Consider the following 12030-nt stretch of genomic DNA (forward strand, 5'->3'; position numbering starts at 1 on the left):
ACCCGAGCCCCACGAGGTGTGGCGCTGGGTGACCTGGATCTGGCTGCACTGGTACGTGGCGCTGCGCGCCGAAGCGGACGTGCTGACCCGGAGCCCGGTCGCCGCCGGCCGGGTGGCCGAGGCCCGGCGGATCGTCGCCGGCAACCCGGTCGCCGAGGCCTTGGTCGAGCGCGCCGCGGCCCTGCTCGACGGCGACGAGCAGCGGCTGCTGGCCACCGCCGACGCGCTGGAGGTCGCCGGCTGCCCGTACCAGTCCGCGCGGACCCTCCTCCTGGCGGGCGGCGGGCACGCCGACCGCGGTGCAGCCGCGCTCAACGCCCTGGGCATCGGAGTGGATTGACCGGCTCACCCGGACGCGGGCAGCGGCTTCTCCGGCCAGTCCAGGGCGCGGGCACCGAGGACCGCCGCGTGCAGGGTGAACCGATGTGTGGGGTCGGCCGGGTTGTAGCCGGTCAAGGCGCGGATGCGGTCGAGACGGTAGGTCACCGCCCGCACCGAGACGTGGATGCGTTTAGCGGTCTCGGTGGCCACGCCGCCGGTGTCGAAGTACGCCTGCAGGGTCGTGATCAACGGCTCGGCGCCGCCCCGCGCCCGGGTCAGCGGCGTGAGCACGGCGTGCACCAACTCGACGATGGCCGGCTGGTCGCGCAGCAGCACCCGATAGATGAGCAGGTCGCGGGCGTTGACCACGGGGGTGGGAAGGCGTAGCCGGGCCGCCATGGTCAGCGCCTCACGAGCCTCCTCATAGGAGCGGGCGATGCCGTACAGGCCGGGGTGTGGCCGTCCGACGGCGATCTTCCACGGCCGCCCGCGCGGCAGCCGGCGCAGCTGATCGTGCATCAATCTGCCGAGTTCGTCGTGGCCGGCCGGTGCGGTGTCCGGGCTGGTCGCCTCGGCCGGTGCGAGGACCACCAGCAGTCCGTCCTTGGTGGCGACGAGAACGTCCCGATCGCCGAGCCGGTCGAAGATGACCGCCTCGAGGGCGGTGATCGCCGCATCGGTGTCCGGCAGCCGGCGGCTCGGGGCGGCGAGGGCGACCTGGTGGACGCGGGCGAGGTCGAGGCCGAACGGCTCGGCCCGGTCCACCAGGGCTCCGAGGTCGGAGTCACCGCGCAGGAGATCGTCGATGAGCTCCCGGCGCAGCGTCTCCTCCCGGCGGACCAGGTCGCGGCGGGCCACCGCGTACCCCTCGGCCAGGGTCGCCACGGCATCGTCGATGACCTGCAACACGGCGGTCGCCGCCGCTCGCACGGCCTCGCGGTCGCGGCTCCGCACGACGGCCGGCAGGTCCTGCCACAGCCGCCGGGCGGCGGACAGATAGAGCTGTACCACCCGGCCGGCCGAGATGCCCTGCTCCGCGGCCTGCCGCCCGAGGGCCCCGACGGCGTCGAGCTCGGCGCGTTTCGGCTTGCGGCCGGTGATGGCGGCGTCGGCCAGCAGCGGCAGGTAGTCGCCGAGCAGAGCCACCGGAATGCCGCCGGCGTCGCGGCTGGCCCCGGCGGCGACGTCGGCGAGCCACTGCTCGTCCGCGCCGGCCGCGGGCCGGTGTCTCTCCCGTGCGTTCTTGCCGGCCACCTGGACGACTCTCCTCGCTAGAGCTGAGGTCCAGCATCGCGCATCCGGGCCGGATCCGGCTGAAGAATTTCGCTGACCTGGGCTTCTGCCGACCCCGTTGCCGGGTGTCGGCAACTAGACCAGGAGGTTCTTCTCCTGTGCCGGCCCCTGCCCCCTGGTCGTTTCGCGGCGAGGATGGGGGTTGTCCACAACAGGGTGATCGCGCGAGGAAGGCGCCGCCGGCTCGGTTCGCCGCCCGGAACGGCATCGCAGCAGATCGCCTGTGAAAGGAATGGGTGTCACTGTGCCCGCAAACCTCGTCTCCTCCCGGCCGGCGGCCAGGAACCGTGATGCTGCCCTGGCCGCGGTCACCCCGCCGACCGCGATCGCCGTTGATCTGGGAAGCAGCGCCATCGGCGTGTGGGCAGCGCATCGCGGCACCATCACCGGTCCATGCCGCGACGCGCCCGCCTCAGCCGGCGCGTCGGTGCGGCGCGGAAGCATCGTCGACGTCGACGGGTGCATAGCGCAGCTGTCGGAACTGGCCCGCCGCTACGCGGAACCGGTCCCCGCCGGGGGAGTTCTCGTGGCCTGCCGGCCGGTGCTCGCCGGCGCATCCGACCAAGCCGCGATGCGCCGGGTGATCGATGCCGTCTTCGCGCCCTCCCTCCTGCAATTCATCGACACCGTCCGTGCCGCTGCCATCGGCTCCGGTGCGGCCGCAGGCACCCTGCTGATCGCCGACGTCGGCGCCCAGGTGTCCGAGCTCGCCCTGCTGAAGGACGGGCATGTCATCGCGGCCCGCCGCTCCGACCTCGGCACCGGCGACCTCGCGCTGGGTGCCACCACCGACCTGCTCAGCGAGATCCTCGTACGCCACGTCAACGACCTGCTCGACAGCGCGGTCGCACCGGATCTGACCGTGGCGATGACTCGCGGACTGCTGTTGGTCGGAGACGGAGCCTCGTACCCCGAACTTTCCCTAGCTCTTTCCACCGCGCTGCGACTGCGCATCCATCGCGCCTCGGCTCCTCGCACCGCCGCGCTCAACGGCGCCGGCCTGGCCGCGATGTCTCTGCTGCGCCACCCCCGCTTGTCCAGACCCGGCTCGGAACCGACCGGAGGACCCCGATGACCGTGACCATCACCGAGGAACCGCTGGAGCTGCTCCGCAGCATGCTCGAGGAGCAATTCGTCGTGCACACCAACCGGCTGACCGAGCTGACCATCTGCGGCCGGCTCCCGGGCCACGGGGGCTACGACGCCCGATCGCTGGACGCCCTCGCCGACACCGCCCGGCAGGGCATCGCCGACACCGCCCGGGCACTTCGGCGCATGTCTGACGGCACCTACGGCATCTGCCGGGTCTGCGATCAGCCGATTCCGCTCGGCCGCTTGCGCGCCGTGCCGCACGCCGACGTCTGCACCAGATGCCAACCGCACTGAGCCCGGGCGTCGTCAGTGTGCTTGCTCAGGCTCGGTGAGCCGGCGCATCAGCGTGGTCAGGTCTGAGGAGATCCACTCCTCGGCCAGGAGGCCGTCCTGGATGCGGTAGTGCTCCAGGCTCATGTAGGCCACTTCACGGCCGGTCGCGGGAATGCCCTGGAAGTCCCCGCGATGCGTGCCGCGGAAGGTGAGGCGGACCGCGACTCGGTCCCCGTCGCCGAAGATGTCGTCGATGTGGGCGTGAATGTCCGGGAAGGCGGCTCGCATGAGCTCGACGTTGCCTCTCCAGGGCGCGCGCCCCCGCATCTGGAAGGGCATGCCGGCGAGATTGATGACGAAGTCCTCGGTCAGCAAGCTCATGCAGCGGTCGAGGTCCCCGGTGTTGAACACCGAGAAGGCCCGGCGGACGAGGTCGACGTTGTGCTGGGCGTCGGTCATGACGGGTGCACCTCAATTCATGTAGTAGCTACATAGTGTAGTAGCATCACGATTATGTCCATCGAGGTGCAGGTGTTCGACCGGTTGCTGGAGATCTCGGTGCTGCTGCACGCGGACATGGCACGGTCGTTCGCCGGCACGGGGCTGACCACGTCGCGCGTCCACCTGCTGTGGGAGCTGCGCCGGCTCGGCCCGTCGACGCAGCAGGCGTTGGCGTCCGCCCTGCAGGTCAGCCCCCGCAACGTCACCGGGCTGGTCGACGCGCTGGAGTCGCACGGCTATCTCGAACGTCACCCGCACCCCACCGATCGGCGAGCTGTGCGAGTGACCCTGACCGATCTGGGCGAGCGGACGATGGCCGCCATGGAATCCGACCGGGAGCAGGCCGCGGCTGCTCTGACCGCCGACCTCTCCGAGGCCGAGCTCGACCAGTTCGGCCGGGCCTTGGGTACGGTGGCGGACCGTCTACGGCGCCTGGTCGATGCACCCGACGCGTCGGAGCGCTACCACAACTCGTAACCAGGACCTGGATGGCCGGGGACGTTGCCCGTGATCGGCAATCCCGAGCCGCCAACGTGTCCTTCGCCGGCCCTGTCAGCCCACCGCGATTGTCTCCATAGTGGAAGAAAGTACGCGGTAACTCATGTCAGACATCCACAGTAGACCCACGCGGAAGGTCGCAACTCTGAAAGGAGTAGGCATGCTTGGCGAAGCGGAACAGCGCAGGCTGACGGAGATCGAACGCGAACTGCGAACAACGGATCCCGAGTTCGTGCAGCGTTTCGATCTCGACATCCAGCCCGGTCCGCGCAAGCGGCGCGGCATCACCGCACGCGGTTGGCTGATCGTCGCGGCACTGCTCATGGGCCTGGCGGTGTTGACGGCCCGCCTGGAAATGGCGGTCATCGCGTTGAGTGTGGCCGGGGTGAGCGCCTGCTGGTGGTTCAGCAGCGGTCGCCATCGCACCGGAAACGAGCGGCGATAGCTCACGCTCCCGGGACCGGCAGGAGCCGCACACAGCAGCGGCCCGGGCCCGGGTCGAGCTCCGCGAGACAGGAGGCGTCCTCCGCACCGTCGGTGACACCGCGCAACAGGTGCAGGTTGACCCCGCACACCAGCGCCGTGTACTGCCGGGCGAGCCGATGGAACGGGCAGTTGCCCAGCACCACGGCGCCGTCGTGATCCTGCCGCGGCTCGTACCCGGCGTCCTCCAACGCCGCGAGCAGTGTGCCGGCCGCCGCACCAACGGTCTTGCCGGTGTCGTAGGCGGTGCGGTGCAACACCTCCCGCACCGCGGCGCCGGTGTTGATCGACTCCTGCACGGCCGCGGCGAGCAACCCGCCGACCAGGTCGTAATGCCGCTCGGGCACCGACACCGCCACCTCGTCCTCGGCTCGCCGGTACAACTTCGCCGGGCGGCCCGCGCCGGGACCGCCGCGCCCAGGCGGCCGCCGGTACTCGACGACCAGCAGCCCCTGTTCGGCGAGCCGGTCCAGGTGGAACGCGGCGACCCGCCGGCTGACGCCGAGCGCGTCCGCGGCCGCGTCGCGGCTCACCGAGGTCGCGGCGCGGGCGACGAGGTCGAACACGGCGCGGCGGGCCGGGTCGTTGAGGGCGGCCAGGGCGGCGACGCGGTCGGGCAACGGGCGGAGGGTCATGATCCGAGTGTAAAACACGAACATCTTGACTTTAGAAGAAGGCCGGGACTAGCTTTCTAACGTACAGAATTTCTGTTTTTAGAAGATCGGAGAGCATGTCATGAGCACCAGCACACCTGGTTCGGCGACGACCGTCCGCCACGCCGGGCGAGCCGGGGACCCGGCTCAGCAGGCGTACCTGTTGCTGCGCACCGTCTTCACGGCGGCGCCGATCCTGTTCGGCCTGGACAAGTTCGCGAACCTGCTGACCGACTGGCCCGGCTACCTGGCGCCGTTCGCCGACCGGCTCATCCCGGGCACGGCGCAACAGGCGATGTACGCCGTCGGCGTGATCGAGATCGTGGCCGGACTCCTCGTGGCGGTACGGCCGAGGTACGGCGCCGTCGTGGTGGCCGCCTGGCTGGCCGGGATCATCGTCAACCTGCTGATCCTGGGCGACTTCTACGACGTCGCGCTGCGCGACTTCGGCCTGCTGGTCGGCGCTCTCGCGCTGTGGCGGCTCGCCGGCCGCACGGCGGAGAACCCCCGGTAGCGTCCCGTTCGGCCGGGAGGCAGACCGATGACCGCGATGGAACGTCTCTACACCGAGTACGGCCAGAGTCCCTGGCTCGACAACCTCACCCGTGGCTACCTGCGCGACGGCACCCTGCAGCAGCTGGTCGCCGACGGGATCCGCGGTGTGACCGCCAACCCGACCATCTTCACCAAGGCCATCCTCGGCTCCGACGACTACGACGAGCAGTTCGCGGCGCTGACCGCGGCCGGTCGCCCGCTCGAAGACGCGTACTGGCAGCTGATCGTCGACGACATCACCGCCGCGCTGGCCGTGCTGCGCCCGGTCTTCGACGCCGCCGGGGGCACCGACGGCTTCGTCTCCGTCGAGGTCGCCCCGGAGCTGGCCCACGACACCGAGGCCACGCTGACGGCCGCCCGCGCGCTGCACGAGCGGATCGCCGCGCCCAACCTGCTGGTGAAGATCCCGGCGACCGTGGAGGGGGTCCCCGCCATCCGGGCGATGATCGCCGAGGGCCGCAGCATCAACATCACGCTGATCTTCTCGCTGTCCCGCTACGAGCAGATTATCGAGGCGTACCTGTCCGGGCTCGAAGCCCTCGTCGAGCGCGACGGCGACCCGTCACGCGTACACAGCGTCGCCTCGTTCTTCGTCAGCCGCGTCGACACCGAGGTCGACCGGCGCCTGCAGACGACCGGCGCCACCGAGGCGCCGGCGCTGCGCGGCCAGGCGGCGATCGCCCAGGCCAAACTCGCCTACCGGCTGTTCCAGCAACGCTTCACCGGCGAGCGGTGGCACCGCCTGGCCACGCTCGGGGCGGTCCCACAACGGCCGCTGTGGGCCTCCACCTCCACCAAGGACCCCGCGTACCCCGACACCCGCTACGTCGACCACCTCATCGGCCCGGAGACGGTCAACACCCTGCCCGAGAGCACCATCGCCGCGTTCACCGACCACGGCACACTGGCCCGCACCATCGACACCGACGTGGACGAAGCCGCCGAGGTGATGCGCCGGCTCGCCGCGGCCGGCATCGACATGGACCATGTCGGACTGGCACTGGAGGACCAGGGTGTCGCCGGCTTCCACACCTCCTATCGGCAGGTGCTCGCCGCGCTGGCGGACAAGGCCGATCAGCTGAGCCGCCGCTGAGACGGCTGCGTCACCAGTTGGCCGGCGGGCCGGCGCCCGATCCACCAGCCGCGAAGGGGATCCCGGGCGGCCGCCGGACGCACGGGTTCTGCCGCGACGGTGTCGTCGATGTCGAACGTGAGCTGGTCGACGACGCCGGTGACGCCCGCGACCGCCTCGGTCAGCCGTGCGGCAACGACGGCGGTCGTCCTGCTTGCTGTGCGCCCCGAGAGGGTCACGACACCGTCCTCGACGGTGGCCCGGATCTTCCCCGGCGGAATCATCAGCGTGCGGTGCAGCACACGGTGCACCACCTCGTCGCGGATGACCGCGTCGAGCTGGGCGTGGACCTTCAACAAGTCCGAGCGGGTGACGATGCCGTGCAGCCGCTCGTCGCCGTCGACCACCAGGAGGCGGCCGACACCCTTGCGGTACATCGCCCGGGCGGCCGCCGGCAGCGACGCATCGGCCCTGATGGTCAGCGCCGGGCCGCTCATCACTTCCACGGCGGTGGCCTGCGGCCAGTGCGCCGGCGGCACCCACCGGCGCCACCAACCGACTCGCCGCCTGCCGTCCGGCGCGGCGATGTCGAGCTTGCTCCGCAGATCGGTCCAGGACACCACGCCGAGCACCACATCGAACTTGTCGACGATCGGCACGGCGGTGATCTGCCGGTCGGTGAGCACGGTGACGATCTCCGCGACCGACGCGTCCTCGGGAGCCGTGATCACTTCCGTGGTCATGACATCGCGTACCCGCCACTGCTGCATGTTGCTCCTCTCCTCATCCCCGTTCCATAACTCCATCCTCGTCTCGCTCGGCTCGTCCCGACAGGGCGCCGGCGCACAGACTCGGCCGGTCGGCATTGCCGATCATCGGCAACGACGGCGGGTTCGATCGATGGTCTTTCGGAGCCGGACAGTGCGTTCTCTGCCGGGGACCGGCAAGCCGGCATGCGGAGATTGGCCGGGGCGGGCCATGACGCTCGCCGCGCCGCCGCGGCATGGTGGGCGACAAACGCTGACGTCACCGGCCGGATCGGAGGGTGAGCCGTGCGATATCAGACGATCCTCGACACCGTCCGAGCCGAGGTCTCGCCGCTCGTCGGGTGTGGCCGGGTCGCCGACTACATCCCGGCATTGGCCACTGTGGATCCGAGCCGGTTCGGGATGGCTCTCGCCACGGCCGACGGCACGGTGTACGGGGTCGGCGACTGGCAGACATCGCTGTCCATCCAGAGCATCTCCAAGGTCTTTTCCCTCGCCATGGCTCTCAGCGGCGACGACGAGGAGATCTGGCGGCGGGTCGGGCGGGAGCCGTCCGGCAGCCCGTTCAACGCACTGCAACAGCTGGAGAACGACCGCGGCGTACCGCGGAATCCGTTCGTCAACGCCGGCGCCCTGGTCGTGGTGGACCATGTGCTGGCCCTGACCGGCGACCCGACCGGAGCCGTGCTGGACCTGCTGCGGACCGAGGCGGACAACCCCGCGATCGACGTCGACCGGCAACTGGCGAAGTCGGAGGCCGGGAACCGCCACCGCAATGCCGCACTGGCCCACCTGCTGGCCGACTACGGCGCGTTGACCCATCCGGTCGACGTGGTCCTCGACCAGTACACCGATCTGTGTGCCATCGCGATGAGCTGCCGGGACCTCGCCCGGGCCGCCGGGTTCCTCGCCCGGCACGGGTTGCGCGCCGACGGCAGCCGGCTGCTGTCGCGCAGCACCGCCAAACGGCTCAACGCCACCATGCTGACGTGTGGCACCTACGACAGCGCCGGCGAGTTCGCCTACCGGGTCGGTCTGCCCGCCAAGAGCGGGGTCGGCGGCGGGATCCTGGCCGTCGTGCCGAACCGCTGCACCGTGGCCGTCTGGTCGCCGGGCCTGGACGAGAGCGGGAACTCGTGCGCCGGCCGGGCGGCGTTGGACGCGTTCACGACGCTGACCGGCTGGTCGGTGTTCTGACGAAAGTGTCGATGATCGGGCGCAGTTCGCGCTGCACGAGATAGCCGGCGAGCAGCGTGCTCGCGGCCGGGTGCGGGCTCTGGTCGCTCTCGACGACGATCCAGCCGGAGTACCGCGCCGCCAGCAGGGCACGGGTGATCGCCGGGAAGTCGACCAGGCCGTCGTCGGCGCCGGGTTCGGCGAACCAGCGCGGGATCTCGCGGGTTCCGCCCCGTTGCAGCACTGCGTACTGGGCGTGCGGCTGCAGGTATTCGTTGGCTTCGTCGATGGCCAGTGCGTCCTTGAACTGCACGTGCCGGATCCGGTCGCCGTGTCGTTCGATGGTGCGGATCGGGTCGATCCCGGCGACGGTGTCCTCTGCGGTGTCGAGCGCCAGTCCGACGATGTCCGGGTCGGTGCGGTCGAGGAGGCGGTCGAGGGCGTCGTCCCTGCGCAGCGCGGAGAGGAAGTTGACGTGCAATGCGGTCCGTACGCCGCGCTCGGACGTTGCCCGGCCCACCGCCTGCCAGCAGGCGGCGAGCCGGTCCAGCTCGCCGTCGTCGAGCGGCTCGATGTCGCCGGCCGACGGCGCCGGCCGGACCACCAGCACCGTGCCGCCCAGGCGGGCCAGGGCGTCGGCGAACCAGGCGGCTTTGTCCACGATGGCCGATGCATCGGCGGCGGCCAGTGGCGACAGCGGGCCGGTGAGGTGTTCCGACGAGCGCTGCTGCGGGTCGAAGACGAAGCTCGACACGGCGTCCACCCCGCAGCCGGCGAGGAACTCCCGGAATCCCTCCGGTGAACCGAAGTTGGCGTCGATCTGCTGCGGATTGCCCAGCGGTTCCCACCGTCCGGTGCCCGCGGTCAGCTCCACGCCCTCGAAGCCGGCGATGGAGATCGTCTTGAGGGCCCGCTCGTGCTGCTCGCGACGCACGAAGTCGTCGAACTGCGGCTTCCACTGGTTGAGGGCATAGCCCCATCGGATGTCGGTCACGTGCCGTCCCCCTATCGGTAGATCTTCTCGAGGACGTTCGCGGCGTACCAGCGGGAGATCGCGGTGCTCTCGGAGTAGTCGCCGCCCTCCTTGTTGGCCTTGTCGTGCTCGACCGAGATCCAGCCGCGGTAGTCGTTGTCGCGTACGGCGGTCATCATCGCCTCGAAGTCGACGAGCCCGTCCGGCGTACCCATCTCGTAGAACCACTTGCCCGTGGTCGGCGCCATGATCTCCGAGTCGGGCCGGTGTCTGTGGTCGTCGCCGGTGGCGACGTTGCGGGTGTCCTTGAAGTGGAAGCCGCTCACCCGGTGCGCGTGCCTCCGGTACAGGGCCACCGGGTCGACCGAGGCGATGCAGTGCTGTGCCGTGTCGACGAACAGGGAGACGTACGCCGGGTCGGTGTGCGCGTAGAAGGTCTCGATGTCCTGCTCGCTCTGGATGCCGCAGAAGAACTCGTGATGGCAGGTCAGCCGGACCCCGTGGCTCGCGGTGATCTCCCCGACCCGGTTCCACAGCTCGGCGGTGATCTTCAGCTTGTCGTCGGTGACCGGCTCCATGTCGTAGTAGAGGGTCGCCGGCATCACGATGATGTTGTCCAGGTCGATGACCGACCAGTGCCCCATCGTCACCCGGAAGTCCTCGAGGATGTTCTCGTGGGTCTCCGGGATGTGCGGCGCGTAGTTGCGCAGGTCGTAGTCGGCGGCGTGGAAGGTGTTCACGATCCGCTCCAGGCCGTGGTCCTGGACCATCTCCTGATATTTCGCCGGGCCGCCGTAGTCGCCGTACATCTGCCACAGCCGGAAGTCGAAGGTGTCGATGGCGTCGAACCCGACGGCCTTGATCTGCTTGAGGAAAGCGGACATGGTGCGGTGCGAGTGCCACTGGTCGATCGGGCCGGCCGGGCCGTTGCTGCGCCAGTGGTCCATGTAGCTCCACTTGATCCGCCGCTCGGGCGCACCTGTCGTGCCGTTCATGAGTCACCCCGGGCAGAGTTGGGTGTGTCGACGAGAGCCGCGACGCGCTCGCGCACGGCACGGGCGGTGAGCACGCCCAGCGCCACGGCGGTCAGCGTCGGGTTGCAGGCGGTCGCGGTGGGGATCAGGTTGTTGCCGCCGACGTACAGGTTCTCGGTGCCCCACACCCGGCCGGTCGGATCGCAGACGCTGGTGCCGTCGTCCGCCGGACCCATCCGCGTGGTCCCCAGGTAGTGCAGCGAGCTGCCGGCGGGCATCAGGAACGGCTCGCCCAGCGGCCGGCCCAGTGCCTCCGCGGCCCGGCCGATCTCATCGGTGGCAGTGGCGATGGCCCGCTCGTCGCCGGCGCTCAGGGTGTAGTCGATCCGGATCGCCGGCAGGCCGTACTCGTCGGTGGCGCCGTCGTCGAACCAGACCCGGTTGTCCGGCGACAGTTCCTTGCGGCAGAACCAGCCGAGGCCGACGACCTGGCCGGGCCGGACGGTGACCCCCGGCTCCAGCGGCATGGGGGAGGCGTCCATCTGCATGACCTGGCCGTGGAACGGCCGGTCGGGGGCGTACGGCACCCAGGAGACACCGGAGACGGGCACGATGGCGCCGCCGCCGGGAGCCGCGGCGGAGGAGACCGGCAGGTCGACGTCGACGGGTACGCCGTCCGGGACGTACCTGTCGTCCAGGATCGAGGCGGCCATGATCTGGGGGTGCTCGGTCAGATAGCGACCGAGCGCCGCGGGCCGGACGCCGGAGGCCCACAGCAGCTGCGGGGTGCGGAACGCGTCGGCCGCGACGATGACGACCCGGGCGTCCAGGATCTCCCGCCGGCCCGTGCCGGCGTCGGTGACCTCGACCGCGGTCGCCCGCCCGCCGTCGACGAGGATCCGGGTGACCACGGCGCCGGAGCGCAGGGTCACGCCCGGCCGCTGCCACAGGTCGCCGGCGAGGATCGCGGGACCGGTCCAGTGCAGCGTGCCGTCCTGCGCCACCGTGACCGCGACCGGCATGGGCCCGACCGCTCGACGGCCCGGACGGTCGAACAGTTCGCCGAGCACGCCCTGGACGGCTCCGGTCAGCGGGGCCTGGTCGAAGGCGTGGGTGGTGACCGCGAGCAGTTCCTCGGCCCGGGTCAACGCCTCGTCGAGAGTCACCGGATCGAGGAAGCCGGGCACCTCGTCGTCCACCGGCCGCGGACAGGCCGCCGTCCAGTGCGCGCCCATGCCGCCGACGTTGGTGGAGACCGCGGCGTTGGGCATTGCCGGCGCTCCGATCAGCGCCGTGCCCGGCCGGGCGGCGGTGCCCCCGGGCACCGGGTCGGCGCCGCGCGCAAGCTCCGTCAGCGCTCGGTCACGCTCCAGCCGTTCGACGATGTTCTTCACCTGTC

At 70.6% G+C, this 12030-nt stretch carries 14 protein-coding genes and 1 pseudogene; 8 read left to right on the forward strand and 7 right to left on the reverse strand.

The features are described 5' to 3' along the window. Positions 1-340, forward strand: a pseudogene (locus tag AB0M20_RS09090) (ATPase); the annotation flags it as partial. 5 nt (positions 341-345) lie between these two features. Here the strand turns inward: AB0M20_RS09090 and AB0M20_RS09095 are convergent. Beyond that, positions 346-1575, reverse strand: coding sequence for a helix-turn-helix domain-containing protein (locus tag AB0M20_RS09095; protein WP_364296109.1), 1230 nt, complete (start codon positions 1573-1575; stop codon positions 346-348). Positions 1576-1858: 283 nt separating this feature from the next. On the opposite strand from AB0M20_RS09095, the gene AB0M20_RS09100 reads away from it, so the two are divergent. Together AB0M20_RS09100 and AB0M20_RS09105 are read left to right on the forward strand one after the other, a co-directional pair. Next, positions 1859-2689 carry a cell shape-determining protein MreB gene (locus AB0M20_RS09100; RefSeq protein WP_364296111.1) on the forward strand — a complete coding sequence of 277 codons (831 nt, stop codon included), beginning with the start codon at positions 1859-1861 and terminating at the stop codon, positions 2687-2689. Then, entirely contained in the window at positions 2686-3000 is a 315-nt protein-coding gene (locus tag AB0M20_RS09105; protein ID WP_364296113.1) for a TraR/DksA C4-type zinc finger protein, read from the forward strand. Before AB0M20_RS09100 ends, AB0M20_RS09105 begins: the two co-directional genes overlap by 4 nt. Positions 3001-3012: 12 nt before the next feature. Here the strand turns inward: AB0M20_RS09105 and AB0M20_RS09110 are convergent, their stop codons facing one another. After that, positions 3013-3438, reverse strand: coding sequence for an ester cyclase (locus AB0M20_RS09110; protein WP_364296115.1), 426 nt, complete (start codon positions 3436-3438; stop codon positions 3013-3015). Between the two features lie 54 nt (positions 3439-3492). Between AB0M20_RS09110 and AB0M20_RS09115 the strand changes: the two genes are divergently transcribed. Then, positions 3493-3957, forward strand: coding sequence for a MarR family transcriptional regulator (locus tag AB0M20_RS09115; RefSeq protein ID WP_364296117.1), 465 nt, complete (start codon positions 3493-3495; stop codon positions 3955-3957). Positions 3958-4138: 181 nt separating this feature from the next. Beyond that, positions 4139-4423, forward strand: coding sequence for a DUF3040 domain-containing protein (locus tag AB0M20_RS09120; RefSeq protein ID WP_364296119.1), 285 nt, complete (start codon positions 4139-4141; stop codon positions 4421-4423). Between the two features lies 1 nt (position 4424). Here AB0M20_RS09120 and AB0M20_RS09125 read toward each other — a convergent pair whose 3' ends face one another. Next, positions 4425-5096 carry a helix-turn-helix domain-containing protein gene (locus tag AB0M20_RS09125; RefSeq protein ID WP_364296121.1) on the reverse strand — a complete coding sequence of 224 codons (672 nt, stop codon included), beginning with the start codon at positions 5094-5096 and terminating at the stop codon, positions 4425-4427. A 100-nt stretch (positions 5097-5196) separates the two neighbouring features. On the opposite strand from AB0M20_RS09125, the gene AB0M20_RS09130 reads away from it, so the two are divergent. Both AB0M20_RS09130 and tal read left to right on the forward strand, forming a co-directional pair. Further along, positions 5197-5628 (forward strand): hypothetical protein, encoded by a 432-nt coding sequence (locus AB0M20_RS09130; RefSeq protein ID WP_364296123.1) that lies wholly within the window; start codon positions 5197-5199, stop codon positions 5626-5628. 27 nt (positions 5629-5655) lie between these two features. Beyond that, entirely contained in the window at positions 5656-6762 is a 1107-nt protein-coding gene (tal, locus tag AB0M20_RS09135; protein WP_364296125.1) for a transaldolase, read from the forward strand. Here tal and AB0M20_RS09140 read toward each other — a convergent pair. Beyond that, entirely contained in the window at positions 6744-7547 is an 804-nt protein-coding gene (locus AB0M20_RS09140; protein ID WP_364296127.1) for a CBS domain-containing protein, read from the reverse strand. The two genes, tal and AB0M20_RS09140, sit on opposite strands and share 19 nt — an antisense overlap. Before the next feature lie 246 nt (positions 7548-7793). On the opposite strand from AB0M20_RS09140, the gene AB0M20_RS09145 reads away from it, so the two are divergent. Then, a complete protein-coding gene (locus AB0M20_RS09145; RefSeq protein ID WP_364296129.1) occupies positions 7794-8705 on the forward strand; it encodes a glutaminase in 912 nt (303 codons plus the stop codon). Here AB0M20_RS09145 and AB0M20_RS09150 read toward each other — a convergent pair. The 3 genes from AB0M20_RS09150 to AB0M20_RS09160 all read right to left on the reverse strand — a co-directional run. After that, positions 8674-9678, reverse strand: a complete 1005-nt coding sequence (locus AB0M20_RS09150) for a sugar phosphate isomerase/epimerase (protein ID WP_364296131.1) — start codon at positions 9676-9678, stop codon at positions 8674-8676. The two genes, AB0M20_RS09145 and AB0M20_RS09150, sit on opposite strands and share 32 nt — an antisense overlap. 11 nt (positions 9679-9689) lie before the next feature. Further along, the gene (locus tag AB0M20_RS09155; protein ID WP_364296133.1) at positions 9690-10652 is read right to left on the reverse strand and encodes a TIM barrel protein; all 963 of its coding nucleotides are present in this window, start codon (positions 10650-10652) and stop codon (positions 9690-9692) included. Next, positions 10649-12030, reverse strand: a 1382-nt coding sequence (locus AB0M20_RS09160; protein WP_364296135.1) for a GMC oxidoreductase, incomplete at its 5' end; no start/stop codon positions are given. The genes AB0M20_RS09160 and AB0M20_RS09155, both read right to left, overlap by 4 nt.

The sequence above is a fragment of the Actinoplanes sp. NPDC051633 genome, assembly GCF_040681735.1.
Lineage (GTDB): Bacteria > Actinomycetota > Actinomycetes > Mycobacteriales > Micromonosporaceae > Actinoplanes.

Coding starts and splice junctions, on each gene's coding strand:
- tal (WP_364296125.1), top strand. CDS start 5,656: ATGACCGCGATGGAACGTCTCTACACCGAGTACGGCCAGAGTCCCTGG.
- AB0M20_RS09110 (WP_364296115.1), bottom strand. CDS start 3,438: ATGACCGACGCCCAGCACAACGTCGACCTCGTCCGCCGGGCCTTCTCG.
- AB0M20_RS09155 (WP_364296133.1), bottom strand. CDS start 10,652: ATGAACGGCACGACAGGTGCGCCCGAGCGGCGGATCAAGTGGAGCTAC.
- AB0M20_RS09140 (WP_364296127.1), bottom strand. CDS start 7,547: ATGGAGTTATGGAACGGGGATGAGGAGAGGAGCAACATGCAGCAGTGG.
- AB0M20_RS09105 (WP_364296113.1), top strand. CDS start 2,686: ATGACCGTGACCATCACCGAGGAACCGCTGGAGCTGCTCCGCAGCATG.
- AB0M20_RS09120 (WP_364296119.1), top strand. CDS start 4,139: ATGCTTGGCGAAGCGGAACAGCGCAGGCTGACGGAGATCGAACGCGAA.
- AB0M20_RS09125 (WP_364296121.1), bottom strand. CDS start 5,096: ATGACCCTCCGCCCGTTGCCCGACCGCGTCGCCGCCCTGGCCGCCCTC.
- AB0M20_RS09130 (WP_364296123.1), top strand. CDS start 5,197: ATGAGCACCAGCACACCTGGTTCGGCGACGACCGTCCGCCACGCCGGG.
- AB0M20_RS09115 (WP_364296117.1), top strand. CDS start 3,493: ATGTCCATCGAGGTGCAGGTGTTCGACCGGTTGCTGGAGATCTCGGTG.